27 protein-coding genes, 2 tRNA genes and 1 pseudogene are annotated in these 25993 nt (G+C 53.2%); 16 read left to right on the forward strand and 14 right to left on the reverse strand.

The window, feature by feature from the left end:
* Position 1: 1 nt before the first annotated feature.
* The 6 genes from M0644_RS06975 (at position 2) to M0644_RS07000 (ending at position 6279) form a co-directional block, all read left to right on the forward strand.
* Positions 2–793, forward strand: a complete 792-nt coding sequence (locus tag M0644_RS06975) for a prepilin-type N-terminal cleavage/methylation domain-containing protein (protein WP_286625073.1) — start codon at positions 2–4, stop codon at positions 791–793.
* Entirely contained in the window at positions 771–1277 is a 507-nt protein-coding gene (locus M0644_RS06980) for a GspH/FimT family pseudopilin (protein WP_286625074.1), read from the forward strand. The genes M0644_RS06975 and M0644_RS06980 overlap by 23 nt, the downstream gene beginning before the upstream one ends.
* A gap of 11 nt (positions 1278–1288) precedes the next feature.
* On the forward strand, positions 1289–1936 hold the full coding sequence (locus M0644_RS06985) for a type II secretion system protein J (protein ID WP_286625075.1): 648 nt from the start codon (positions 1289–1291) through the stop codon (positions 1934–1936).
* A 186-nt stretch (positions 1937–2122) separates the two neighbouring features.
* Positions 2123–2629 (forward strand): DUF6790 family protein, encoded by a 507-nt coding sequence (locus M0644_RS06990; protein WP_149819398.1) that lies wholly within the window; start codon positions 2123–2125, stop codon positions 2627–2629.
* A gap of 120 nt (positions 2630–2749) precedes the next feature.
* Entirely contained in the window at positions 2750–6052 is a 3303-nt protein-coding gene (gene carB / locus M0644_RS06995) for a carbamoyl-phosphate synthase large subunit (RefSeq protein ID WP_286625076.1), read from the forward strand.
* Positions 6046–6279: a DUF370 domain-containing protein gene (locus M0644_RS07000; protein ID WP_149819402.1), complete on the forward strand. Its 234-nt coding sequence runs from the start codon at positions 6046–6048 to the stop codon at positions 6277–6279. Before carB ends, M0644_RS07000 begins: the two co-directional genes overlap by 7 nt.
* 14 nt (positions 6280–6293) lie before the next feature.
* Here M0644_RS07000 and M0644_RS07005 read toward each other — a convergent pair whose 3' ends face one another.
* The 5 genes from M0644_RS07005 to M0644_RS07025 form a co-directional block, all read right to left on the reverse strand.
* The gene (locus M0644_RS07005) at positions 6294–6785 is read right to left on the reverse strand and encodes a spore coat U domain-containing protein (RefSeq protein WP_149819404.1); all 492 of its coding nucleotides are present in this window, start codon (positions 6783–6785) and stop codon (positions 6294–6296) included.
* The gene (locus M0644_RS07010) at positions 6758–9022 is read right to left on the reverse strand and encodes a fimbria/pilus outer membrane usher protein (protein ID WP_286625077.1); all 2265 of its coding nucleotides are present in this window, start codon (positions 9020–9022) and stop codon (positions 6758–6760) included. The genes M0644_RS07005 and M0644_RS07010 overlap by 28 nt, the downstream gene beginning before the upstream one ends.
* A gap of 10 nt (positions 9023–9032) precedes the next feature.
* The gene (locus M0644_RS07015) at positions 9033–9698 is read right to left on the reverse strand and encodes a molecular chaperone (protein ID WP_286625078.1); all 666 of its coding nucleotides are present in this window, start codon (positions 9696–9698) and stop codon (positions 9033–9035) included.
* A 106-nt stretch (positions 9699–9804) separates the two neighbouring features.
* The gene (locus tag M0644_RS07020) at positions 9805–10380 is read right to left on the reverse strand and encodes a spore coat U domain-containing protein (protein ID WP_286625079.1); all 576 of its coding nucleotides are present in this window, start codon (positions 10378–10380) and stop codon (positions 9805–9807) included.
* Positions 10381–10561: 181 nt separating this feature from the next.
* Positions 10562–11101, reverse strand: coding sequence for a spore coat U domain-containing protein (locus tag M0644_RS07025; protein ID WP_286625080.1), 540 nt, complete (start codon positions 11099–11101; stop codon positions 10562–10564).
* A gap of 448 nt (positions 11102–11549) precedes the next feature.
* Here M0644_RS07025 and M0644_RS07030 point away from each other — a divergent pair, with 448 nt between their 5' ends.
* The 6 genes and pseudogenes from M0644_RS07030 (at position 11550) to M0644_RS07055 (ending at position 15132) form a co-directional block, all read left to right on the forward strand.
* On the forward strand, positions 11550–11936 hold the full coding sequence (locus M0644_RS07030) for a hypothetical protein (RefSeq protein ID WP_286625081.1): 387 nt from the start codon (positions 11550–11552) through the stop codon (positions 11934–11936).
* Positions 11937–12034: 98 nt separating this feature from the next.
* A pseudogene (locus M0644_RS07035) lies at positions 12035–12838 on the forward strand (transposase).
* Between the two features lie 217 nt (positions 12839–13055).
* Positions 13056–14066, forward strand: coding sequence for a sulfate/molybdate ABC transporter ATP-binding protein (locus M0644_RS07040; protein WP_149819417.1), 1011 nt, complete (start codon positions 13056–13058; stop codon positions 14064–14066).
* Positions 14067–14134: 68 nt separating this feature from the next.
* A tRNA-Gln gene (locus M0644_RS07045) sits at positions 14135–14206 on the forward strand.
* Positions 14207–14223: 17 nt separating this feature from the next.
* On the forward strand, positions 14224–15006 hold the full coding sequence (locus M0644_RS07050) for an HAD family hydrolase (RefSeq protein ID WP_149819420.1): 783 nt from the start codon (positions 14224–14226) through the stop codon (positions 15004–15006).
* A 54-nt stretch (positions 15007–15060) separates the two neighbouring features.
* Positions 15061–15132, forward strand: a tRNA-Lys gene (locus M0644_RS07055).
* A gap of 6 nt (positions 15133–15138) precedes the next feature.
* On the opposite strand, the gene M0644_RS07060 is transcribed toward M0644_RS07055, so the two are convergent.
* Genes M0644_RS07060 through M0644_RS07080 form a run of 5 tightly spaced genes read right to left on the reverse strand, consistent with a single transcriptional unit; the run spans position 15139 to position 19350 of the window.
* Positions 15139–15984 (reverse strand): PspA/IM30 family protein, encoded by an 846-nt coding sequence (locus M0644_RS07060; RefSeq protein WP_286625084.1) that lies wholly within the window; start codon positions 15982–15984, stop codon positions 15139–15141.
* A gap of 47 nt (positions 15985–16031) precedes the next feature.
* Positions 16032–16811, reverse strand: coding sequence for an enoyl-ACP reductase FabI (gene fabI, locus M0644_RS07065; RefSeq protein ID WP_286625085.1), 780 nt, complete (start codon positions 16809–16811; stop codon positions 16032–16034).
* A gap of 57 nt (positions 16812–16868) precedes the next feature.
* Positions 16869–17942 carry an aromatic ring-hydroxylating dioxygenase subunit alpha gene (locus tag M0644_RS07070; RefSeq protein ID WP_286625087.1) on the reverse strand — a complete coding sequence of 358 codons (1074 nt, stop codon included), beginning with the start codon at positions 17940–17942 and terminating at the stop codon, positions 16869–16871.
* A gap of 39 nt (positions 17943–17981) precedes the next feature.
* Positions 17982–18989, reverse strand: coding sequence for a photosynthesis system II assembly factor Ycf48 (locus M0644_RS07075; protein ID WP_286625088.1), 1008 nt, complete (start codon positions 18987–18989; stop codon positions 17982–17984).
* Between the two features lie 25 nt (positions 18990–19014).
* The gene (locus M0644_RS07080; RefSeq protein ID WP_149819429.1) at positions 19015–19350 is read right to left on the reverse strand and encodes a rubredoxin; all 336 of its coding nucleotides are present in this window, start codon (positions 19348–19350) and stop codon (positions 19015–19017) included.
* Positions 19351–19695: 345 nt separating this feature from the next.
* Here M0644_RS07080 and sfsA point away from each other — a divergent pair, with 345 nt between their 5' ends.
* A complete protein-coding gene (sfsA, locus tag M0644_RS07085; protein ID WP_149819431.1) occupies positions 19696–20421 on the forward strand; it encodes a DNA/RNA nuclease SfsA in 726 nt (241 codons plus the stop codon).
* Here sfsA and M0644_RS07090 read toward each other — a convergent pair.
* The gene (locus M0644_RS07090; RefSeq protein WP_149819433.1) at positions 20418–20771 is read right to left on the reverse strand and encodes a VOC family protein; all 354 of its coding nucleotides are present in this window, start codon (positions 20769–20771) and stop codon (positions 20418–20420) included. The genes sfsA and M0644_RS07090 overlap by 4 nt on opposite strands.
* Entirely contained in the window at positions 20771–21307 is a 537-nt protein-coding gene (locus tag M0644_RS07095; protein ID WP_190278015.1) for a phycobiliprotein lyase, read from the reverse strand. The genes M0644_RS07090 and M0644_RS07095 overlap by 1 nt, the downstream gene beginning before the upstream one ends.
* Positions 21308–21491: 184 nt before the next feature.
* On the opposite strand from M0644_RS07095, the gene M0644_RS07100 reads away from it, so the two are divergent.
* From M0644_RS07100 to M0644_RS07110, 3 genes are read left to right on the forward strand one after another with little or no spacing between them, the layout of a single operon-like run.
* A complete protein-coding gene (locus M0644_RS07100; RefSeq protein ID WP_286625093.1) occupies positions 21492–21815 on the forward strand; it encodes a DUF2605 domain-containing protein in 324 nt (107 codons plus the stop codon).
* Positions 21816–21851: 36 nt separating this feature from the next.
* Complete coding sequence (locus M0644_RS07105) at positions 21852–22133, forward strand: DUF2973 domain-containing protein (protein WP_149819439.1); 282 nt, start codon at positions 21852–21854, stop codon at positions 22131–22133.
* A complete protein-coding gene (locus tag M0644_RS07110; protein ID WP_286625094.1) occupies positions 22102–23310 on the forward strand; it encodes a GTPase family protein in 1209 nt (402 codons plus the stop codon). Before M0644_RS07105 ends, M0644_RS07110 begins: the two co-directional genes overlap by 32 nt.
* On the opposite strand, the gene M0644_RS07115 is transcribed toward M0644_RS07110, so the two are convergent.
* Complete coding sequence (locus M0644_RS07115; RefSeq protein WP_286625097.1) at positions 23307–25592, reverse strand: ComEC/Rec2 family competence protein; 2286 nt, start codon at positions 25590–25592, stop codon at positions 23307–23309. The two genes, M0644_RS07110 and M0644_RS07115, sit on opposite strands and share 4 nt — an antisense overlap.
* 95 nt (positions 25593–25687) lie before the next feature.
* On the reverse strand, positions 25688–25978 hold the full coding sequence (locus tag M0644_RS07120; protein ID WP_286625099.1) for a DUF1816 domain-containing protein: 291 nt from the start codon (positions 25976–25978) through the stop codon (positions 25688–25690).
* Between the last annotated feature and the right edge of the window lie 15 nt (positions 25979–25993).

Below are 25993 nucleotides of genomic sequence, written 5' to 3' on the forward strand. Positions count from 1 at the left end.
GATGACTCACCATAAACTCTGTTTCCACTGGCTGGTAAAGCAACGTTCCCAAGGCTTTACCCTTGCGGAGGTTTTGGCTTCTATTCTGGTGATTAGCCTCTTTACCATCGCTGCCATGCAGGCCATTGTGGTGGCCGCCTTTTTCCAAGCGGATGCCCGCAAATTTGCCGAGGCCAGTCACTGGATCCAAGACGATCTGGAAAATATCAAAATTGTTGCCTACGATCTGTGCCAGACAAAGTTTGCCCAACGCAAATTGGCCGCTTCTGCCCAAAGCACGGATACAACCCTCACGTTGGCGCTCATCGAACCCGGTGAAAGTGACTACGATCAAGCCATGCCCCCAGAGTATCGCACCGGGGGTGCCTGTCCAGTAACTTCACCCACGGATGGGTTTCGAGTGGGCGATCGCGTTCTCATTGGTTCGGACTCGGGCACACGCCGTATTCTCTCTATGTCAGCCAACACGATTACCTTGGACTCGCCAGTAGGGGGCTATCGGGGGGCGGGTACTCGTGTCTATGCCCGCTGTCGGATTCAAGCCAATGAAACCAATGGCATTGATGGTGGCTTTGGTGCCTACCTGCAAACCTTGATTCCGCCGATGAACAGCAGCAATAATAGTCGCCCCATTGTCAATGACACGTTTACGATGACGCGCACACCCACCACCCGTGCTGAGGCACCTTTCCAAACCCTAGAACTGGCCTATTCTGTGCGCAATAGTAACAACCGCGTCGTTGCTCAACTATCAACCGAGGTGGTGCCCAATGCATTTTTCCGCTGTCCGTGAGCAGGGCATGACCCTGATTGAAATCTTGATTGTCCTGACGGTGGCAGCGATTTTAGCGGTGGCTGTCACGCCGAGCTTTCTCTATTGGCTAGAAACGCAGCGGGTCAACCAAGCCCTTGAAAGCCTAGAGGGGGCACTGCGGGAAGCGCAACGGGAGGCAATGCGGCGCAACCAAACCTGTCGAGTGACGATTAACACAGGCACCAATCCCACTATCGCGGGGGATCCACCCCAATGTCTGCCCAATGGCTCCCGCCAACTGGAAAACGTGACCCTGCGTCGAGGAATAGGAACTGCCGCCGTACGGTTTGGCTTTCAGGGGCGCACCAGTAGTACAGGTACTATTGTCATTGCTTCTACCAATAATCCCACCCTTCAGCGCTGTTTGGTGGTGTCTTTAGGATTGGGGATAATGCGTACGGGCAATTACCTCGCAACGGACACCACGGGTGCAACTGCCGCTAACTGTCAAGCGCGCGATTAAGGAGCAGGGAGATGCAGGTCTGGCGCAGAGGCAATCGCGGCTTTACATTGACGGAGTTACTGGTAGCGGCTGCCGTTGGCGGTATTGTTGTGGCCATGAGTGGTTGGGCAATGGTGGCTATCCTGCAAAACAATCGTCGTGTTGAAGAGCAGGCAATTACCCGCATGAACCTGAGCCGCGCCCTCGACTTTATCTCCGATGATATTCGCTCAGCCATTCGCATTTCAACCACGGCACCCTCCGATTGGACGATTCCAAGTGGTGGCTACCAATTGGTGATGTTTATGGAAAAACCAGCGGATAACCTCGAGGAGCAGGACAACGGCACTTTGGCCAGCACAACCCGTGTGGCCTATTACACCCGTCCCAAGACAAGCAATGTGGTGTGGCGAGGCCCGATGATTCTCTATCGCCAAAAAATTGGTGACTCTACCCCCAATGCGTTAATTGATGGCATTGCCAACACGAGTCCCAACTGCACCAATAACTTGCCGGGCGCGACGGATAGTGGCACCAACAAGGGTGGATTTCGAGTTTTTGTGCAGCACAACCGCAACGTTAAGCTCTGCATTGCCGGTTTGGTGGAGTCAACGGGTACGGTTTACCAAGCAGAAACCCTTGCCGCCGTGCGATCCGGATCTGCGACCCCTACTCCCTAGCGGCAGCAGCATTCCTTGAGAGGTACTTTTGGGAACACTGATAGCTTCTCCTCTTCACTCGGATAGAATAGGTTCAAAACGGTGAAAGTTCCTAGGGAACGGGATGACCTCCCCTTTACTTTACGTACCCCCTGTTTGACAAAAGGGTCATCGTTTTTCTATTGCGGCTGTTATAGGGATGCAACCATGATTTGGCTTTTTTATAGTCTGATGACTATTCTTGGCATTGGTCTGCATTTGTGGCGACAGCCTCACCAGCGTACACGGGCAGGGATCATCCATGTCAGCTTGCTGTACCTACTGGTTATTTTTGTGGGAATTGGGGGGGTGATGAGTGCGTTGGTGCATACGTTTGATGCTGCAGCGACGGCTCGCAAAATTGGCTGGTTACCGGGGAGTCCTTTCCAATTTGAGGTCGCAATGGCGAATCTGGCCTTTGGGATTCTTGGCCTGCTCTGTATTTGGCAACGAGGATTGTTTTGGTCAGCAACAGGGATTGGTTTCTCGGTCTATGTGTTGGGATGTGCCTATGGCCACTACCAACAGATGTTGCTGGGAAATTTTGCCCCCTACAATGCTGGCTGGGGGATTTGGCTTTACGATGTTGGCGTACCGTCGTTGATCTTGACATTGCTGTGGGGCCGCAGTCGCTGGAATGTGTCCCACCCTCATAGGAATGTGAGTAAATCCTAACACCAATCGCCCTCAGAGCTGGTGACCGAGTGATTTTCAACTTAACAGAACAGGCGCGATCGCAAGGGGGAGTGTAGGATAGGGAAGGCGTGATTGAAATCCTTTGGCTGCGTTGTCCCTATGCCTCGTCGTACCGATATTTCAAAAATTCTCATTATTGGTTCGGGTCCGATTGTCATTGGTCAAGCCTGTGAATTTGACTATTCGGGAACCCAAGCCTGTAAGGCGTTGCGCGAGGAAGGGTACGAGGTGATCCTGATTAACTCCAACCCCGCCACCATCATGACGGATCCTGAGACCGCTGATCGCACGTACATTGAACCCCTCACCCCGGAAATGGTGGAAAAAGTCATTGCCGCCGAACGCCCCGATGCCCTACTGCCCACAATGGGGGGACAAACGGCCCTGAACTTGGCGGTAGCACTGTCAAAATCGGGGGTTCTCGATCGCTATGGGGTGGAACTGATTGGGGCTAAGTTGCCAGCCATTGAAATGGCCGAGGATCGCAAGCTCTTTAAGGAGGCAATGCAGCGCATTGGTGTGGGGGTGTGTCCCTCTGGCTTGGCCAATACCCTCGAAGAGGCGCGGGCGATCGCCCAAGAGATTGGGGTTTATCCCCTGATTATTCGCCCCGCCTTTACCCTAGGCGGCACTGGGGGCGGCATTGCCTACAACCAAGAGGAATTTGAAGAAATTGCCGCTGCCGGTCTCGATGCCAGTCCTGTCTCACAAATCCTTATTGAGCAATCCCTGATCGGCTGGAAAGAATACGAACTGGAAGTGATGCGGGACATGGCCGATAACGTGGTCATTATCTGCTCCATTGAGAACGTGGATCCCATGGGTATCCATACCGGGGACTCCATCACTGTCGCACCAGCGCAAACCCTGACGGATAAAGAGTATCAGCGGCTGCGGGATGCTGCCATCAAAATCATTCGGGAAATTGGCGTAGAAACGGGCGGATCAAACATTCAGTTTGCCGTTAACCCGGAAACAGGGGAAGTGATCGTGATTGAAATGAATCCCCGCGTCTCCCGCTCCTCAGCACTCGCTTCTAAGGCAACTGGCTTTCCCATTGCCAAAATGGCGGCGAAATTGGCCGTGGGCTACACCCTGCCGGAAATCCCCAATGACATTACCAAGAAAACCCCCGCTAGCTTTGAACCCACGATTGACTACGTGGTCACCAAAATTCCCCGCTTTGCCTTTGAGAAGTTTCCCGGCTCGCAGCCGGTGCTGACCACCCAAATGAAGTCCGTCGGTGAAGCCATGGCCATTGGCCGCACATTCCAAGAGTCCCTGCAAAAAGCCCTGCGATCGCTGGAAACGGGACGCGCCGGCTGGGGGTGCGATCGCCCCGAAAAACTCCCCAGCCTTGAGCAACTGCGGGGGAAACTGCGCACACCCAATCCCGATCGCATCTTTGCCATTCGCCACGCCTTCCTTTTGGGGATGACCGTTGAGGAGATTTACGAACTGACGGCCATTGATCCGTGGTTCCTGCGGCAGATGCAGGGACTCCTAGAAACGGAAAAATTCCTCAAGCGCAGCAAACTAGAGCAACTCACCGCTGATGATCTCTGGCGGGTCAAGCAGCAGGGCTTTAGTGATGCCCAAATTGCCTACGCCACCAAAACCACCGATGATCAGGTGCGTGCCTATCGCCAATCCCTCGGTGTTGTTCCCGTCTATAAAACCGTGGACACCTGTGCCGCCGAGTTTGAGGCCTACACCCCCTACTACTACTCCACCTATGAGCGGCCGGTGGAACAGATTAACCCGGAGACGGGTGAGGTTGAACCCCTGCCGCCGCAATCGGAAGTATTGCCCCCCCGCAAGCCGCGGGTAATGATTCTTGGCTCTGGCCCCAACCGCATTGGTCAAGGGATTGAATTTGATTACTGCTGCTGCCATGCTTCCTACGCGCTGCGGGCGGATGACTATGAAACAATCATGGTCAACTCCAACCCTGAAACGGTTTCCACGGATTACGACACCAGCGATCGCCTCTACTTTGAACCCCTGACGAAGGAAGATGTCCTCAACATTATTGAGGTGGAGCGCCCCATCGGCATTATTATTCAGTTTGGCGGTCAAACCCCCCTGAAACTCGCCTTACCCCTCCAGCAGTACCTCGAAACCCATGGCGATCGCCTCGGAACGCAAATCTGGGGTACCTCGCCCGACTCCATTGATATTGCCGAAGACCGCGAACGCTTCGAGAAAATCTTGCGGGAGCTGAATATCCCCCAACCCCCCAATGGCACCGCTCGCAGTTATGCCGAAGCCCTGAGTATTGCCCAGTGCATTAGCTACCCCGTAGTGGTGCGCCCCAGTTATGTGCTCGGCGGTCGCGCCATGGAAATTGTCTATTCTGATGCCGAATTGGAGCGCTATATGAACGAAGCCGTTCAGGTGGAGCCAGAGCGACCGATTCTCATTGATAAGTATCTGGAAAACGCCATTGAAGTGGATGTGGATGCCATTGCTGATGCCAGCGGTACCGTGGTAATTGGCGGGATTATGGAACACATCGAACAAGCCGGGATTCACTCTGGGGATTCTGCCTGTAGCTTGCCCACCCAATCCCTTTCTCCTACCGTGTTGGAGACCATTCGCAGGTGGAGTATTGCCCTCGCCAAGGCCCTCAAAGTGGTGGGGCTGATGAACCTACAACTGGCAGTACAAGGGGAGCAGGTCTATATTTTGGAGGCCAACCCGCGGGCATCCCGTACGGTGCCCTTTGTCTCCAAGGCGATTGGCATTCCCCTTGCTAAAATGGCTGCCCGCCTGATGTCAGGCAAAACGCTTGCAGAACTCAATTTCCTCGATGAGAAGATTCCCAACCATGTCGCTGTTAAGGAAGCGGTTCTGCCCTTTGAAAAATTTGCCGGTACCGATACGGTGCTAGGAGCTGAGATGCGCTCCACCGGTGAGGCGATGGGGATTGACATGACCTTTGGTGCTGCCTATGCCAAGTCTCAACTGGCGGCCAATCAAAGGTTACCTTTGAAAGGAACCGTTTTTGTATCGATGAGCGATCGCGACAAGGCAGCGATTGTGCCCGTGGTGCAGGAGTTGCAGTCCCTCGGCTTTCGGATTATTGCCACCGAAGGAACCCGCAATGCTCTGCTTGAGGCGGGTCTGAGTAATATTGAACTCATCCTCAAGCTTCATGAAGGGCGTCCCCATGTCCTCGATGCGATTAAAAATGAGCAGATTCACCTGATTCTGAATACGCCTTCGGGTCAGGAAGCCCGTACCGATGCCCAATTGATTCGTCGCACCGCCCTTGCCTACAAGATTCCGATTGTGACGACAATCGCCGGTGCCAAGGCGACGGCTGCCGCCATTAAAACCCTGCAAACCTCAACCCTCGGGGTACGGGCACTTCAGGACTACCATCGGGCGGAATGCTAAACATTGGTTTTGGCAACTATGTCTCGCCGCAGCGACTGCTGGCGATCGTCAGCCCCGACTCTGCCCCGATTAAACGCCTGATTCTCGAAGCACGGCAGCATCATCACCTCATTGATGCCACCCACGGCCGGCGGACTCGTGCCGTACTGGTCTTGGATGGGGAGATTGTCGTTCTCTCGGCGCTGCATCCTGAAACGTTGGTGGCGCGACTCAACCCACCCCCCTAGACGTCTCCAAAACATCAAAAAATAATCGTCACCCGCAGTGAGTCGGTGTAGAGGCCGGGGGCAACCCACTGCTGGGCAGGAATGCGACCGTAGATCGTCAGTGTATTGAGGACATTGTTGCCGGGAATAAACGGTCCCCGTTGCTGTGTGCCCCCAGTGCCATCGCCCCAAATGATACTGCGATTAGCATCGAGGTAGAGGTTATAGTTCAGGCGATCGCTCCCACTGCTCATTTGTCGCGGCGTAAAACTATTGCTGCCCCCTTGGCTTAGTTGAACCGTTACGGGGCGGTTGTTAAAGCGACCAGCCCCACCCCCCACACAGACAAATTGGACTTGACCAGTGGTATCCAGAGGAATGGGCGAAAAAGGATCATAGCTCCCAAAGTTCAAACCGGTCACACTTTGAAACTGACAACCCGTCCCCTGCGCCTGGGCGGCTGCCCAATACCCAAGGCAACTGAGGCCAGTGATGCATCCTATCGTGGCGAGTCGGGCAACGAACATGAAACTTCCCCTACGTCAGTAAAGAGATCGTCACTGGGTGGCAGTGTCAGTTGGAACGTACAGCGCAGTTGCTCGTAGGTCACTTCAGCAGTGTAGGTTCCTGCCTCTAGGGTATCAAAGTAAAATTCTCCCCTTGGCGAGAGGGGCGATGGGATTTTTTCCTTGTTGCGTTCTAGGGTGAGTTGTCCCAAATTGGGAATGATCCGCTCACTGCCCCGCAAAATCACCACTCGTCCGACATAGTTGCGACTGGGGCGGACATCAAAGCGGGCGATCGCTCCCCCACGAAAAGGCGGTGCAATCAGTAGCTCGGTGCGGCCAATGGCAAAATCAATGGGAATATCCTGATCCTCAATCCGCAAGGCATTGCCGTAGTAGGGCAGCAAGTCTGGAATCAAAATTTTACCGCGACGATTCGTGCGACCAATTTCTTGATTACTTAAGTAGGTGCGCACACCCCCCACATTGGGCACATCCACCAAGACAAAACTCCCCTGCACCGGTCGCGTGGCAAAAACTTCACCGCCAATTGTGACGAATCCCCCTTCCACCACCACTTGCGCCTGTCCTGTATCCCCTGCCTGCGCGTAGCCAATTTGGTAGCGGCTCCAAGGGGCATTGTAAGAAAATGTGCCACTGACAAAGGCCTGCTCATTGGCCTGAAGCACCTGTCCCTGATAGCCATAGCCGACGCCCGCTGGGAGCGATCGCGAGACCTTGAGGAAAGGAACCCCCTGATTTCCCTGTTGCAGCCAGCCGGTGTTAAGTGTCACCGCATTGTTCAGAAAGTAGTTAAATGTAACACTGATTTGGTTCACTGGCTGATCACTGCCAGAGAGGAAGCGCGAACCTTGCAGGTATAGACTGAGATTGCGACGGAGTTGCACTTGAGCGAGAATCGTTGCCTGTTGCCGCACCCCTTGATCGCGGGGGTTGGTAAAAAAGTACTGACCACTGATTGTTAGCCGCGACCCCAGACTGAGGGTAGCATTGGCAAAGCCCTCTAACTGCGGGCGATCGTCCCCCAAACCCAAGCCAGTATTGACATAGTTGCCACTGAGCAGGCGCACCCCACCACCAAAGGCCAGCCGCCGCCCCGGATAGTTGTAGCCAACAGCAATCCCACTCCCCAATTTTCCCTCAGTGGTACTCACCGCCGCCGCCACATCCAGCGTGCCAATGGGAATCGCCGTACTCAGGTTCAAGCCCGCATTCAAAAGATCGCCATTGCCTTCCAGACGTGCCCCCAGGGTCAAGTTATTCAAAATGCCCTGCCGATAGGCCGCCAAAAATTGCCCCTGATCTCCGTAGCTGAAATTCTCCGTGCCAAAATTTTCCCGCTCGGCACCGGCAGCCACAATAAACTCCGATAGTCCGGGGCGCAATAACGTAAACGACTGGACAAAATTACGGCTAAAGACCTGTTGATTGCCCTCAGCATCCTTTATCACAATTCGCAAGCGATTAAAGCCCCCAAAGGCGGGCAAATTTTTGAGAATAAACGGCCCCGGCGGTAACGTCACCTGCCGAATCAGCAAGTTATTCAGGTAAATTTCTGCGCTGCTGGGGGTGGTTACCTCACCCCGAAAGTCAAAGGCGGGTTGGCGAATCAGGTAAGGGCTAAGGCCAAAGTTGCGTTCCCAAACAATGCCCCCCCAAAGGCCACCCCCGCCCAACAGGTCACTGCTGATAAACGCATCCCCTAGGGTCAAAGTCGTGAGATGGCGCCGATGATCCAATCTAAAAGCAGTGAGTCCCCGTTGCAGGTTGCCATCGGCAGTCAACCCCAGCGTTGAGGTAAGGGCATTGCCACCAAAGCTAATCGCCACTTCACTGGCAGCCGTCAGTTGTTCAAAGTTATTCCAAAAAACGCCATAGTTCAGGTAGGCACTTAAGGGTTGGCTATAGCGAATCCCCGGCGGTTCATTACTCGGGTTAAAGTCAATGACCGTTTGTGGCAGTTGGGCTGCTCCCACCTGTAACCGTAGCACTAAGTTGGCATCATCCCGCTGGAATGTCATCTGCGGTGCCAACGACTGCAAGGAGACGTGCTCAATGCCTTGGATGATTTCGCGGCGACCGCCAATCTCCCTCAGACCGGCATTCACTAGATCCTGCACAGGGATGAGCACATCGTCGCCACGCACCAAAACAATCACATCCCCCTTGGTAACGCGATTCACCTCAAGGGTATAAATGGCAGAGACTTCTGCTTGGGCAGAGACTGGAGCAGCCATCAGGAGGCTACTAAGCGCAAACGCCGTTGGGAGTAGAAATTTCAGTTGTAAGGGAGGGGTTGGTGCCCACAGACTGTAATTTGACTTGGCGCACTTGGGCACAGTTGGTTTGTGGTAGAGGAATATTCCTAAAGGGGCGATCGCGATCGGCCAACACATACACCGACTCCAGCATTCGCTCGAACACCACTGTTCCCTGCTCATTCAGCCCCTGAACAGTGATACCAAGGGTTTGAATGTGGACATTGCCTTTATTGCGCAGGACAAAACTTAATTTGCCCCCTTCGACGCGACCATTCAAAATTTCGCCTTGGCGCTGGATATTGGCGGGTTGGACAAAAACTGGCAAGCTAAAGGTCTTGATAATGCGAATGGCTGCCCCTTGGGTTTCTAAGACATTGGCTGGGGGCAGTTCTGTCACCAACAGACGATAGGTTTGCTCTTCAGTGGTTGCCGGTTGCCGTACCCCAACCCGTAAAGTCCGCTGTTCTCCCGGCGGTACCGACAGCAAGACAGGGAAAGCCACGACATTGCCATCGCTTTCTGTAAGCTCTTCTCGACCATCGGCGGTTTGCTGCCAGCGGCGGACACTAATCTCAAAGTTAATCGGCACCTGCCCCGTATTGGTCAGGGTCAACAATGCCGTTCGCTGACGCGGTGAGAGAAACACCTGCACCGCATTCAGATAAAACTCTGAGGATTGTGCAGCTACTCTTGAACTCAGACCAAGAGCAAAGAGAGTAGCTAGCAGGGCAAACCGCCACCCGAATGGAAAACAGACCTTAGAACGAGACAATGACCTGAACTGTATCACCGTACGTTCCCGGTGTCAGTTGATTCAAGATGCCTGCGGGTAGGTTGTTTCCTGCTGGAATCCGGCCGTAGATGGTGAAGTTTTTGGGCAAGGCATTAGGTGCAGTGTACTCGACATCATTACTGGCATCGCATCCCCAAATCCCCGTTGCTGCAGAATCTTTGTATAGTCCATAGGGAAGACGGGCGGTACCACTGGCCATCTGGCGCTTGGGACTGGCGCAGGAAGACCCTGATGCAGAATTATTTCCTTGGCTCAGTTTGATAGTTGCTTGGGTCTTGGGTAAACACTGAACGCTGACTTTGCCTTGGGCATCTAGGGGCGTTGTTGCGTGGGCACCCAATGGAGAATAGGTGCCAAAGTTGATATTTTGAGTACCCGTAATTTTGCAAGCTGGGTTGACTTTTGCTTGAATCTGAATGTTAGCTGTTTGGGGCGAAGTTTGGGCTTTTGCCCTCTGTGCCATTAATAGAGGCAACACTCCCCCCGCAGCGGCAAGAAATAGACTGAGAAGAATCCGTTTGAGCAGGAATGAGAAAGTCATCGCCAAACCCCTTATGAGAACAACAAAAAGTTTACACTTCAATCTTTGATGTTACTCTGATACTGAATGTAGCAAGCCTTTAGGGATGACTCGCGGTGAGCTTGCAACACACACTAGCAGTAACAATACTACAGCATACCCCCCTTGCCTACCGTGATTTCACGGAGGTTTTATCTTTCCTTTAGAAAGAAACAATAATCTGAACCGTATCGGTATAAGTACCCGGTGTCAGTTGATTCAGAGTCCCTAAAAGTGCAAGAGCTTGACCCGATGGGATGCGGCCGTACACGATAATGTCTTTGACGCTAGCATTGGTCGCACTGTAGTCCACATCATTCAGGAAGTTACAGCCCCAAATGTCAAGAGGGGAGTAAGAACTATCCCGATACAAAAAATAAGGAAGGCGAGCGGAGCCAAAAGCCATACGCCGCAGCGGTACAAGACAACTGGACAAAGCAGCAGGATAACTCCCCTGATTCAGCCGAATGGTTGCTTGGGTGCCCGGTAAGCATTGCACACTCACCTGACCTTGGGCATCTAGCGCTTGGGTGTAGTGGGTACCGAGGGGATCATAGGTGCCAAAGTTAATATCCTGAACGCCCTTAATCACACAGGCTGCCTTCACCGTCGCCTGAACGTTGATGTTACTGGTTTGAGGTGAAGTTTGAGCATGGGCGCGCTGAGCCGTTAGGAGTGGCAATAGACCACTGGCAGCAGTCAAAAATAAACTTATTGGGTAGAGCTTTAGCCTCAGAAAACAGGGGCGATGCATAAGACTCTTCTCCCAACAGTTCATCAGTATTTTAATTGCTAGAGTGAAGCCTACAAATTGCTAATTATGAATTTGGAGAGCACTCAGTCATGACTCGTAGGCCAAGCTTACGCAAGCCTAATGTGAAGGTGTGCGGCGAATTCACAATTGCAGCCGTTAGAGGGATGCTGTCAACCCTACACCACTTACAGGACTTATGAACAGAGAATTTTAACTACGCAACAAAAGTTAATCTAAAGATTGGCACCCCCAAGCGTCAGGATCATCGTTGATGGCATGCGATCGCCATCGAAGGCAGTCTCAAAAATATTTTTGTAATGTTGATTGACCCCATTTTATTTGAGTGTATGCTAGTGCCTAGGAAAATTTTGTAGCCCTTTGATTTGGAGTGATTGCTGTGTTGCCAGACTTGCCAAGTTTTGATGCTTTGCTTCAGAGTTTGCGTAATATTGACACCCTAACCGAGTGGGAAATGGCGGTTCTGGGCATTATTGTCATCGTGGTTGACATTTCTCTAGGGAACTGGGTCTGGCCAAGGATTTTGCAGGGGCTATTTATTCTTCTGTATCTTGGTGTAACTGCTATTCCCCTATTTTTGGTGGCGAACGGTATTCTACACCAGTGGCAAGATGTGGTCTTTAGCTGCCTAGTTATCGGCTTTTTGGGGTCAATCCCGTTACTCCCCTTTTTTGCTGTTTCCAGTATTCAGCGAAAAATAGATGGCCTCAAGCAACAGGTGAACAGACCACCTGCATCAGCTCCTATTAATTTCGAAAAGGAGTGAGATATTTTCAAGAGGGATAGGCTATACTCAAAGCGTCATGAATGTTACTCAAGAATATGAGCTATAGCTTGGACTGACGAGAGCGGGTTGTCTCCTATATCAAGCAAGGTGGCAAAATCAGTGAAGCAACTCAAATCTTTCAGGTCAGTCGCGCCGCCATCCATCGCTGGCTGAAGCGAGACGACTTAGCGCCCACGGTTGTCCCCCGTCGTCCTTGGAAACTGGATTGGGCAGTCTTAGCAGCGGATGTTGCTGCCCATCCCGATGACCGTTTATCGACCCTGCCCAGCGATTTGGCGTTCAAGTTTCCACCATTAGTTATGCCCTCGACCAGATGGGCATCACCCGAAAAAAAACAGATACGTTACCAAGAACGGTGTGAGGCAGAGCGGCAAGCGTATCAACAGCAGCTCGACACATGGGTAGAGAGCCATGGGGAGGAAACGGTGGTGTCTATCGATGAGACGGGGTTTGACTCTCGAGTGGCGTGTGAGTATGGGTGGTCAGCGCGAGGCCAACGAATTAATGGAGAGCGAGTTGGGAAGCGTCAGAAAAGAGAGAGTGTAGTCGCAGGACGGTATAGACACCAGAAAGACTTCATAGCGTCGATGCTGTTTTCAGGATATTTGAATGCGTTAGGGTTTGTGAGCTGGCTGAGTCAGTACTGTTTGTCAGCGTTAGAGAAACGTTCGTTGTTGATGATGGATAATGCACCGATTCATCCAAAAGGGGCGATTCAGGCAGTGGTGAAAGCGGCGGGTCACGAGGTGTTATTTTTACCGAAATACTCTCTTGATTTGAATGTGATTGAGCACGACTTCAGTGCGCTGAAGCGAGCGCGGATGTATGCAGGGTTAAACTGTTCTATGGATGAAGTGATTCGCAAGTATTGTGCTGGATAATGTCTCATTCTTTATTGGAATAGCTATATGTTTTGAGCCTCAAGGGCAATCCACGGCATCTGTATTCTACTCAGTCTTGACGGTGGGGTAGAGCGGTTGGCGCAGGCGGTGCGTTGCCATGCCATTGTCTGAGTATGCGTTTGCCCTGTGGGCAAAGACACAGGGCTTCAAAACTACGGTAATCTTATAGAGAAACTAGAGTATTGCTAGCAGTGCTATGGGCATCACTATTGAAAACGTTTCTAAGTCCTTTGGCTCCTTTCAAGCGGTCAAGCAGGTGGATTTGGATATTGCCAGTGGCTCTTTGGTGGCGCTGTTGGGGCCTTCAGGTTCCGGCAAATCAACCTTACTGCGGCTGATTGCGGGTTTAGAGATGCCCGACACTGGCCGAATTCTGCTCACGGGCAAGGACGCCACCTATCAAAGTGTCCAAGAACGTAATATTGGCTTCGTCTTTCAGCACTATGCCCTTTTTAAGCACATGACTGTGCGCCAAAATATCGCCTTTGGCCTAGAGCTGCGCAAGGTGCCCCGTGCCAAGATCAAAGCTCGGGTTGAGGAGTTGCTCGAGTTGGTGCAGTTGGGTGGCTTGGGCGATCGCTACCCCTCTCAGCTCTCTGGGGGACAACGCCAGCGGGTGGCTCTTGCCCGTGCCCTTGCCGTAGAACCCAAGGTGCTATTGCTGGATGAACCCTTTGGTGCCCTCGATGCCAAGGTACGTAAGGAACTGCGAGCATGGCTACGCCACCTCCACGATGATGTCCATGTGACAACGGTCTTCGTGACCCATGACCAAGAGGAGGCTATGGAAGTCGCGGATCAAATTGTTGTCATGAACAAAGGCCAAGTGGAGCAGGTGGGCACCCCCGCTGAAATTTACGACCATCCCGCTAGCCCCTTTGTGATGAGCTTTATTGGCCCTGTGAACGTCTTGCGCTCCCGCGTCTTTCAGCAAAGCGAAGGCACGGCTGCCCACTGCGATATTTTTCTGCGCCCGCGCGACATCATCATTGAGACGAGTCCCAATGGTAACACCGTCTCAGCCCGCATTCACCGCATCATTCACTTGGGTTGGGAAATTCAGGTGGAACTGCGCCTAGATGATGGACAGGAGCTGATGGCTCACCTATCGCGAGAGCGATTTGACGAGCTGCGCCTTGAACCCCAGCAACAGGTCTTTATTAAGCCAAGGGAGGCAAAGTCCTTTCCCCTTTACTACAGTATTTAGGCACCAAAAAATCCGTTCATCCCTTGAACAAAGGGGGTCAAACTTGCTATGCTAACAAAGCAACGCAATGGGGTGTCGCCAAGCGGTAAGGCAGCGGGTTTTGGTCCCGCCATTCGGGGGTTCGAATCCTCCCGCCCCAGTTAGGTTATAGACATCAATGCCAAGAATATTACCTTCATTACTGGCCTTAGATTTTGATGGCGTCCTCTGCAACGGCCTGCGAGAATATTTTCAAACCAGTTGGCAGGTGTATCAGCAGGTGTGGCCTGAGCAGCCCCTTGTGCTTTCCCTAGAGGAACTAGAAAGGCAATTTGGTCAATTGCGCCCTGTGATTACGGTGGGTTGGGAAATGCCGCTCCTGTTGCGAGCAATTGTTGAAGGCACCTCTACTCAAGAGATTCTCCAAAACTGGCCAAAGGTGCGCGATCGCCTACTTGCTACCTACCATCTCACTGCCACCGATTTGGGAGAACGAGTGGACGGCCTGCGCGATCGCTGGATTGCAACGGACTGGCAAAGCTGGCTGGCGCTCCATGACTTTTATGACGGTGTCGTAGCCGCTTTGCAACGCTGGCAGACTCAAGGTCAACCCCTCGCCATTGTCACCACCAAGGAGCAGCGCTTTGTTACGTATTTGCTAGAGCAAGCGGGCATCTCCTTTCCCCCAAGGGCGATCTATGGCAAAGACCAACAGCAGCCAAAACCTGTGATTCTTGAGGCGCTTCAGTCAACCTATGGTGCTCCCCTGTGGTTTGTTGAGGATCGCCTCGGGGCACTGTTACAGGTTGCGGCTACACCGGAACTAGAGGAAACAGAACTCTTCTTGGCGACATGGGGCTATACCACTGCTGGCGATCGCGCCCAAGCCGAGGCACATCCGCGCATCCATCTCCTCAGCCGAGAACAATTTTGTGAATTTCCCCACTGGCTTTGCCCCTAACCCCTTGTCTTTCAAGGTGGTTTTCTCTATACTGGAAAAGCTGCGCAACAGCGCGGGTCGCTAGCTCAGCGGTAGAGCACTCGGCTTTTAACCGATTGGTCTTGGGTTCGAATCCCAGGCGACCCATTCCAACTAGCTATCCAATAGCCGGCGGAGTTCTGCCATATCGTCATCAATAGATTTACTCTGAGAGGATGAACTGGGGCGTGGTGCGTCCTGCACTTCGGGAGTAGAGACGTTGATATTAATATTTAACTGACTGCTGCCACTGGAGGTCTGGGGGAGTGTCCCCGCGGAGGAAGCATCGGGCAACAAGCCCATCTGCCGCTTCATTTCCAGCAGTTCAAATTCCACATCCTGTTTGTTGGCGCTGCTTTGGAGCGCTTGGAATTTACTTTCGAGAGTATCGCCACTCAGTTCAGCGATCGCTTGGGAGCGGGCTTCCATTTGTAGAACTTTATCTTCCATGCGTTCAAAGGCCGCCATCGCATTGGAGGTGCCCACCTTGCTAACTGCCTGATGAATCTGCTCAGAGGCTTTGGCTGCCCGGACACGCGCTTTGAGCATTTCCTTCTTCGTTTTCGCCTCAGAAATTTTGCTTTCAAGGGCAGTCAAGTTGTCCTTGAGGGTTTTTACTTGGACTGCCATTTGATCCACTTGGGCTTTAAGGGCGGCAGCGGTATCTGCGGCAGTTTTCTTGCGGTTCAAGGCTTCCAACGCGAGGGCTTCATCTCCTCTACTGAGGGCAAGGCGTGCCCGCTCTTCCCACTGTTGGGCATCCTTAAGATTTTGGGCGTACTGCTGCTCTAGTCGTTTCTGAGCAGCAATGGCTTGAGCAACGGCTTGGCGTAACTTCACCAAGTCGGCATTCATATCAATAATCGTTTGCTCAAGGATTTTTTCTGGATCTTCAGCAGCACTGACAATGGCATTGAGATTAGAGCGAATCACCATGCCGACACGATCAAGTAAACCCATGCTTTGCCTCGTCAATAACTCGTTGACTCTACTCTAGCGCATGCCCTCTACATCCCCATGATGCAGTAGCCCGAATCCACATAAAGAATTTGACCAGTGATGCCACTGGCTAGATCGCTGGCAAGAAAAGCTGCTGTGTTGCCCACCTCTGTTTGGGTCACTGTGCGCCGCAGCGGAGCCGTGGCTTCCACATGGTGGATCATATCGAGAATGCCCCCCACTGCTGAGGAAGCCAAGGTGCGAATTGGACCAGCGGAGATACCGTTGACACGGATATTCTGAGGCCCCAATTCTGCCGCGAGGTAGCGCACATTCATTTCTAGGGCTGCCTTGGCAATCCCCATGACATTGTAGTTCGGCACAACCCGCACACCCCCCAAATAAGTCAGGGTAATGATTGACCCGCCGTTGGTCATCAATGGTTTAGCGGCACGGCTGAGAGAGATCAGGGAGTAGGCACTGATGTCGAGAGCGAGATTAAAGCCTTCAAGGGAGACGGCGGAAAAGTCACCACTGAGATCTTCTTTTTGGGCAAAGGCCAAACAGTGAATCAAAATATCTAAGCCACCCCAAGTAGAGGCAATGGCAGCAAAGGCTTCGTCAATTTGTTGAGGTTGCTGCACATCTAGGGGTAAAAGCAGTTTGGGGTCTAAAGGAGCAGTCAGTTCCTCGACCTTTTGCTTCAGCTTTCCCCGCTCGTCGGGAAGATACGTCACTGCCAGTTCAGCACCTGCTGCATGGAGCTGTTGGGCAATCCCCCAAGCAATGGAGCGATTATTGGCAATGCCGGTCACAAGGGCGCGTTTTCCCGATAGGTCTAGGAGCATAGGTACAGCCAGTGTGAATGATCTAACCCTCTGATCGTACCAGAGGGGCTGCTGCCTTTAGCGCCAGCGTAGGACTTGGGTTTTCAAGGGGTTGACAAATTCCCGTCCCTCTTGGGTGGCTTTCTCGTACTCCCGCTTAAGCTGGTAATACCATTTAGCTTGGTAATCGGCCTCTTTGATAAGCGTCAACGGTGGCTTGTACTTTAGGCCTTCGCTTTGCTTGGCCACAATGCGCAAATCTTGGTTGAGAAATTCCCGCGCTAAGGGAGCCAGTAGCGGTTTCAGGGGGGCGAGCCACGGAAAAGTCCAGTAGTAGGTGGCGGTGAGTTCAGTCTCCTGATCGTTGATGGGGGTAAGGGTAATCAGAAAGCAAAAGGTGTGGCGATCGCTATAGTTGGTTTCGATGCGAATCCCCGGCAGCCGATAGATAATTTCCACCTCAGGATGGCCACCTAAAATATGGTGTGCCCACGACTTGCGCAACAGGGGATGGCGGCGCATGGTAAAGCCATAGGGCGACGGATCAAAGGTTTTTGCCTTCTCAAAGAGCTTGCCCCGCTTGCGCCACCACCACGCCCCATGGACAAAGGGCGCATGGGAGGGATCCATAAAGTTAATAAACACCTGATCCAGATGTCCCGGAAAGATGAATTTTTGCACCGCTTGGGGTTGGGTCTCGGCGCTAAATCCGGGCACAAGGGGAACCTCTAGCGTGGGTTCACTAACATTGCGCTCATTGGCCGGCAAAAAAATCCAGAGATTGCCCTGCACCTCGCGTACGGGATAACTCAACACACCAAAGTGCTTGAGATCCACATCACTATCACTGGTCAGGGAGGGAATCAGCGTACAGTGGCCGTGGGCATTGAAGCGCCAGCCGTGGTAGGGGCACTCCACCTCTTCCCCATCAAAGTGACCATAGTGCAGGGGAATGCCACGGTGAGGGCAGAGATTGCGCAGCGCAAAGGGCTTGCCTGAAGTGGTACGGCAGAAGAGAATAGGCTCCCCTAAAAGCACCTTGGCTTGGCAGCGACCCGGCTTGAGGTCAGCGGCTGGCAGGCCATAGTACCAGATATTGCGCAAGAAACTACTACCCTCATGGAGGGAGAATGAAGTGCTGCGGGAGTTCATAACCAGACTCTACCAGATGCTCGGCAGTTATTTTCTACGTTACGCCGAAGCAGCCGTCAAGTCAGTCACATACCGCAGCAAGATCCCCTTCTGGCCAATAATGAACCCTTGATCAGGACTAAAGAAGAGAATTTTATAAAAGTTGGAGGGGACTTTTTTCACGTCCACATCCTGCTGCCACGTTTGGCCACCATCTTGGCTACAGAGCAGTACCCCAGCACCCCCTGCTAGCCATACTTCATTGGGTGTGCGATAGGCCAGATCAAGGAAGCCAACACTATTGCGACGCAGGGGACTCAGCAGTTCTCCCCAGTTTTCGGAATTGTCTGGATCAGAGAAGGCAATTTTACCGCCATTGACAATCATCCAGAGCCGACCATCCGGGGTAAAGCCCATATTGTGGACACGGCGCGAGGTGGTGCGATTGTGGGGTTGCCAAGCGGTTTGTCCTGGTTCCCACGTGGAGTAAAAGCTCCCCCGCGAGGAGACAGCCACATACTCCCCAGAGGGCGAACGGTTGAGGTTGCGCATGACCCCAATGGCTTCTTGGACTAATGCTTGCCAGTTTTTGCCGCTGTCTTTGGTACGGTAAATGGCGCCTACATCGGTCATCATTTCCGCAGCGCCATTGCCGAGGGCTTTGATCAGGCGGGGTGAGCCGGGGAGTTTGGGATTGAGGGGAATTTGACTCCAAGATTGGCCACCATCGGTCGTGTGCAGCATAATGGGTGGCTCACCGACAATCCAGCCCTCGTTCCCTTGGAAGCTAACGCTGTTGAAGCGATAGTCGGGATTATCTAAAACCAGCGTACGGGGTTCCCAAGTTTGACCACCGTCGCGAGTTTCCATCAGTGTGGCATTGGCACCCACCAACCAACCGTGATTACGGTCAATAAAGCTCATATCGAGAATGGTTGAGGTGGTTGGTAGTTGGATGGCTTCCCAAGGGTTGTAGTCCAAGGCGGGGATGGCAAGGGCAGAGGTACTCAGGCTCATCCAGAGGACAACGGTCACCAGTAGCCAATGCAGGAACTTGATTCCTTTCATTTTTTGCCAATAACTGTCAATTTGTTTAGCGAACATTATAGAAACTCAGTAGAAAAAGAACGGCAAGGGCAAGACCACCAAAAATGAGGATATTTTTTTGGCCGGGGGTGAGGCGATTCACACCCAAGCCGTAGTTCAGATTTTCCTTGAAGCCTGAGGGGGATCCCACAGGTCCAATGTTGCTAAATTGCTTTTTCGGAGCACTGCACACTGGACACCGCCAGTTTACGGGGAGATCAGCAAAGGCTGTCCCCGGCGGAATCGAGCGATTTTCGTCTCCCTTTGAGGGTTCATAGATGTAGCCGCAGGCACGGCACTCAAACCGATCTAAGGGCGCAACATCAGGGGTTTCGGCGGTCATACCTCAGAAATTTTTAAGATTTGCGACATACATCTTAATACTACGGGATTTAGGGGCGTTTCTTGTGATGAGGACAGGGGAGTTTTCAGGACAATACTGCGAAACTCTAAGACATGTAACGAAAGATCAGACCTTTGCAACATAAATATAAAGAAAAGATTAGGGAAGCCAGCCCTGCCAAGAAGTGATGCCATGATAGGGGTATTCAATTGAGGTCAGCCCATATAGACCTTAACCTTAAATCTCCTTTAATATTCCGTAGAATGCTGGCTTCCATATCACCAAGGGGGCTGGCATTTTACTTTTGGGGGTAGAATAGAGACCTGCACTTTCTACGGGTCGCCTGTGACTCCCACATTGTGTTGGCACTATCCACCGCTCCAAGCAGGAATTCTCTGTCGGCGCTATCAGCGATTTTTTGCGGAGATTGAGTTGACCTCTGGCGATCGCATCACAGCCCACTGCCCGAATACAGGGCCGATGACAGGAATCTGCCAAGTGGGTGCCCCCGTTCAAGTCTCCTACCATGCAGATCCCAAGCGCAAGCTGGCCTATACGTGGGAAATGATTTTCGTTGATGGCACGTGGGTGGGGGTAAATACGAGTTTGCCGAATCGGGTGATTGCTTCCGCATTGGCGGCAGGCATCCTACCGGAACTAGCTGGGTACGGCACTCAGCAGCGAGAGGTGGCCTATGGTCAAGAGCGCAGCCGCATTGACTTTTACTTGGCGGATCATCCCCAACAGCCCCCTGCCTATGTTGAGGTGAAAAATACCACTTGGGCGCAAGGGGGGTTAGCCCTGTTTCCTGATACGGTGACCATGCGAGGTCAAAAGCATCTGCGGGAACTGCAATGGCTACGGCAAACCCAACCTGACACTCGTGTGTGTATGCTCTACTTTATTAATCGCGGTGATTGCGATCGCTTTGCGCCGGGAGACAGTGCCGATCCCACCTATGGACAACTCTTACGCGCCGCCTACAACCAAGGGGTGGAAATTTTGCCCTATCGTTTTGCCATTGAGCCAACGGGCATTCAGTTTTTGGGAACGGCCAAGCTGGTACTCTAGGACACTTGGCTAAGTTCAATCAGATTGCCATCGGGATCTGCGACAAAGATTGCGGTTCGTCCTGAGGCACTGCGCTGCAAGGGAATTTGGGCTGCCACTAGGCGTTGTTCGAGACTGGCTAAATCAGTTACGCCAAGAGCAAAGTGGGGGTTACGTCCCCACCGCTGATCTTGACAGGGATCAACCACCTGCTCCGCTGGGATGAGATGAATTTGCACCGTACCGATTTGATACCAGCGGCCGGGGAATTTCAGGGGGCGATCGACGGGGGTAAGACCCAGCAACCCTTCATAGAAGGCCGCAGCTCGCTCCAAATCCGTGACGTTAATAGCAACGTGGAGAAAGACCATCAGGAATTGGCGGGTTGCGTCACCCCTAAGCGAATTTCTGAGCAAAAGGAGGCCATACTAAAGCCACCAAAGCGCTTGAGAATACTAGTGCGCAGGCGTAGATTGGGACTGGCAAACCAAAGGCGCTCTTCAGAGTACATGGTTTCGTATTCGGTAATCAGTGTTAGGGCACCATCACTGCCCATACTGAAGCGACCGGCAACCGGTGCTTTTTCGGCATAGCCCATTTCCCGCAGGAGCTTGCCTTCCATCCGTGACCCCTGATCCATGATCGGCACCAGTACCGTTGAGCCTTCGTGCTTCTCGCTGTCCCATTCCATCGTGCCGTCCCAACTGACCCGTGCACCGCACACTGCCCAAGCGGGATCCATGTCATATTGCTGACACAGGGCAATGACCGCAGGATCATCCACAGACAGTAATTCAATGGTTAACTGAGACTTGCCTGACTCAGTTTGCTTAAAGGCCAAGTGATGACTGGTACGTTGGGAAAACCAGCGGCCAGCACTTTGGGCAAAAAAGTCGCGGATGTCCATACCTGCGCACACTATGTAATGGGGACAAGAGCAGTATTTTTGAGTCTTTTTTTAGGGTACACCGTCTCTTCGATTCCTTCCAAACGATCGCGCTGAGGAAAGATGCAGTCAAAGATTAACAATGTAACAATATGTAAACGAGTTTAAGATTTAAGATAGAAGTAGGTCGCCCTCATCAATCCCTATGCTGCACTCAAATTTACCTGAACCTCAACTGCTTAAGGTCTTGCTGGAGCCGCTACTCGAAGATTTTCAGTACTGGTTCACGCGATCGCGATCGCTCTTGCAGACAGAAGTGATTCCCTTCTTGAACGTGGCGGAACAGCAGGCACTCCTTGAACGGGTGGAGACGGCCCTCAATGATGTGATTGCTACCCAAAGCCTCTTTCGGGCAACGGACGGCCAAGTGGGGGTTGATACACAGGTACTGATGCAGTGGCATACGCTCTTGATGGAGTGCTGGCAGGTTGCCCACCACTATCGCTTATCCAAATCTTGTGACGCTTAAACCATTCTCGGCGCTTGGCTCGGAGGTGCTCTCTTCATGTTGCAGTTGATCTATATTGTTGCCTTTACGGTCTTGGCACTACTGGCCATGGCTAATCTGATTCGCAGTTTGTTGACCCTCGGCATTGAATCACAACGCCAATTTTCACCGCCACGGGTGACCCATCCCGAACTGTTAGATAGCGATGGTCATGTGATTGATGAGCCCCTGTTGGTGATGCGCTCTCTCAGTGTGGAGGATGCCCGTGCCCAACTGGATGCGATCTACCGCGAATCCCCCAGCTACGGTGACGACGCCCGTGGAGAAACCCAAGCCTAAATTCTTAGGCTCCTATGGGCAGTTCCTGACCCGCTGGTTTCAGGTGGATGCAACGGCACTGGCGGAGGTCTTGGCTAGGGCACGGCAGGAATTAGCGGCGACGGAGGTCTTGCTGATTGGCAAACCTCAATCGGGGAAAAGTTCGATTGTGCGGGCAATGACGGGTGCCGATGCCAGTATTGTCGGGGCGGGGTTTCGTCCCCATACGCGGCAAACACAGCGCTATGACTATCCCACGGCTGAACTGCCACTGCTCACCTTCACGGATACAGTGGGCTTGGGGGAAACGCCAGCGCAAACGGCTGAGGTGGTGGCGGAATTGGATCACCTGTTGCAGCAAAGTCAACGGGCACGAGTGATTATTTTGACGGTCAAGGTAACGGATTTTGCGGGCGATCGCCTGCACCAAGTGGCAAAGGCACTGAAGAAGGCTCATCCAGAGATTCCGTTTATTTTGGCCATTACCTGTCTGCACGAGCTGTATCCCCCCAACCAAGAAAATCATCCCCCCTATCCCCCAGAGATTCCTGAGGTTAATTTGGCGATCGCTGGCCATAAGGAGCGCTTTGCTGACATTAGCGATCGCGTCATTCCCCTTGACTTTACGTTGGAGGAAGACGGCTACACCCCTGTTTTTTATGGCTTTGAGACCCTTGCTACAACCCTAGAGGCAGTGCTGCCCAAAGCAGAAGCCCAACTGCTCCGCGAGCTGATCGCCCAATCCCATCTCAGTGATCAACTGGCTCCCCTCTATCGTCAGGTGGGGCGGCGCTACATTGCCCCCTTTGCAGTGATGGCGGGAACCTTGGCGGCAGTGCCTTTGCCCTTTGCCACGATGCCAGTCCTTGTGGGGGTGCAGGTGGTGATGGTGGTGCTGCTGGGGCAGTTGTACGGTCAGACCCTTTCGCCTTCCCAAGCCGGGGGCATCTTGACCACAATTGGCGGCGGATTTGTGGCGCGGTTGGTGGGGCAACAGTTGATTAAATTGATTCCGGGTTTGGGATCGGTGCTGTCTGCCTCTTGGGCGGCGGCCTATACTTGGGCCTTGGGGGAAGCCGCCTGTGTCTATTTTGGCGACGTGATGGGGGGCAAAACCCCCGATCCGCAGCGCATTCAGCAGGTACTCCAAGAAACATTGGCAACCGCACATTTACGCTTGCGCCAAAGCGAGTCCTAAATCAAGCCATCGTTTTGAGGGGCATTGGCCTTCAGGGAGCCATCGGCCTGCCAGCGCACTTCCCCGGCTTCTCCGACCACAAAATAGGGAATTTCTTTCTCCTTTAGATAGCGGGCGATCGCGGGATCAAGGGCGTTGCGACTAAGAATGACACTGCGCGGCTTGACAATCTCAAAGAGGCGTGGCGTTAATTTTCGCCCCCACCACCAGAGAACCTGCGGTGGCTCCACGGGCGTCACGGCCAGCCAATCCGTTTGAGCGGCATCGCGACTGGGATCACTGACAAAGAGCCACTGACTGTTGCCCATCTCCAAGGTCAAGATAGCCGGATCCGCCCGCAGGACAGTAATTTTCACCTGACCCAGTTGAACGGGTTGCCGCAGGGGAAGCGATTGATGGGGCACCTTGAGGGTGGTCAACATTTCCCGGTAGGCAGGATCACTCTTGGCCGTTGGCACATCCGTAAACTGGCGAATTGGGGTGATCCCATGAATCTCGCGCCAGCCCTGTTGTTGACGGTACTGGCGATCGCTGGCCACCGCCCAATCAATGCGGTTAATGCCCTCTTGAGCCAAGAAAGCCGTTAGCCCTTGGGGATCTCCCCCATTAATGACGACTGTCCCCGCTGGTTGCTGAATCACCAGTGTCGGCACCTGTGTATTGGCGAGAACCGTAGCTTGAAAGAGGGTATTTTGGCGCAGAATAAAGGGCACGAGAACCAGAGTGACACCAAGGGTAAACAGCAAAAACCAACGGCGCCGCCAGCGAGGACTCAGCCACCCAAGGACAATCAGGCCATAGAGAACAACAACTTGCAGCCAACCCAAACTGCCAAGGGCGATCGTTGCCCCCGGCCACTGGCCGATGGTTTGAATCAGCCACAGGAGGAAAGCTGTGGGGTAGTAGAGGAGCCAAGCAAGCGCCGATCCCACAGGCGGAACGAGGAGGCCGATCATGGCACTGATGAAGCCGCCAACCGTCAAGAGAACCAGGGGCAGATTGGCAAGGACATTAGCCAGCAGACCATACACCGGGAAAATACCGAAGATTGCCAAAGAGAGGGGCAGTACCCAGAGGGTGGCCGCGAGGGGTACCGCGACAAAGTTGCGCAGGGGTGTTGGCAACCAATCGAGGCGATCGCTGATCGGTTGAGCACTGACAATGAGACCCAAGGTGGCTAGGAAGCTCAACTGAAAGCCAATGTCCTCAATCCACAGGGGATTGTAGATCAGCATGGCAGTGGCGATCGCCAGCAGAATCACGAGGGGTTGCCCCTTTTGACCATTCACCAAAGCCACCAGACCCGCCAAGCCCATCAACACAGCGCGAATTGCTGAGGGGGCAAACCCACTCAAACAGGCAAAGAGCACCAAGACCCCAGCCCCCAAACCATAGCGCCACTGCTGCGGCAGGAAACGCGTCACCGCCAAGACAACTGCCAACAAAATCGCCGTATGAAACCCCGAGGCCGCCAGAGCATGGGATAGCCCCACGCGCCGAAAGCTGTCGCGCACCTCAAAGGGAATGGCCACCGCGCGGTTCCCCAGCACCATTGCCGAGACCACCGCACCATAGCGATCGCCCAACCCTTGGGCATGGACTTGGATAATCCGCTGCCGCAGTGCCCACAACCCCCAAGGTGATCCCTGATCCAAAATCGTGACCTTGTTGCCTGCTAAGCCAGCAAAGGTGTGCTGTAACTGAAGCTGCCGCCGAAAGTTAAAGGCACGAAAAAACTCACTGCCCCCCCCACGAGGCAGATAGAGCCGCCCCGAAATCTGGATCCGTTGGCTGGGATGTAGCTTTGCCCCTTCCGCTGCTGGCAGTGTCACATAGAGGCGGCCACTGGCTCTCCCTTGCAGCACCTCACTTTGGGCCGGTACTTGACTGAGATTTTGATAGCGCTCCACCCCTAGGAAAAAGCGTCGTCGCCCAGCGCGATTAGGTAGTGGTGTGGTTTCAACACGCCCCTCGACGAGCACCGTTGACGGTAGGTTCAACCCCTCAAGACGGGGCACTAAACTGCTGATGTCATTCACCCCCGGCTGGGGCGTGCGCAGCCACACATAGGCCATCGCTAAAAGGGCAACCCCGGTGGCGATCGCGAAACTTTGACTCGAAGGCAGGCGCAGCCAAATCTTGCCGCCCCAGCGCCGCCCGCTGTAGAGCATCCCTCCTAGGGCCAAGACCCCCAGCCAACCCCACTGAAAGAGACTGAAAACACACCCCGTAATAAAGGCGATCGCCCAGAGAATTCCATCCGCCTTGGTAATGCTGAACATAGCCTTGTTGGGGTTGGCGTCCAGAGACTTAGGAGAAACTTTAAGACGGCATCATGCTGTAGGGACAGAGTTTTAGAACCAATTCAGACTTTAACCTATGTCATGCCAACACTAAGGGGCACCCGCGTCTTTTTTTCGGCGTCAATGGTCACCTCTTCAGGACGGCAGCGCACGACACTGACCTCAAGTCCCTCTGCGCCCTCAGCCTTCAAGTCCTCAATGTAGCCATCCTTCTCTTTTTCCGCCTCCATGGGTGTCAGAAAAGGGCCAAAGTAGTAGGTGCAGGGGGGGGTTTTCGTTTCTATCTTGACCCACCATGCCAGACCCATACCATTGACGAGATCGGCGAGCCAGTTTGTAAAACCTGTATTATTATCGCTAAACATTGACGGTATTCCTCC

The sequence above is a fragment of the Thermosynechococcus sp. B1 genome (assembly GCF_030322985.1).
In the GTDB taxonomy this organism is placed as follows: Bacteria; Cyanobacteriota; Cyanobacteriia; order Thermosynechococcales; family Thermosynechococcaceae; genus Thermosynechococcus.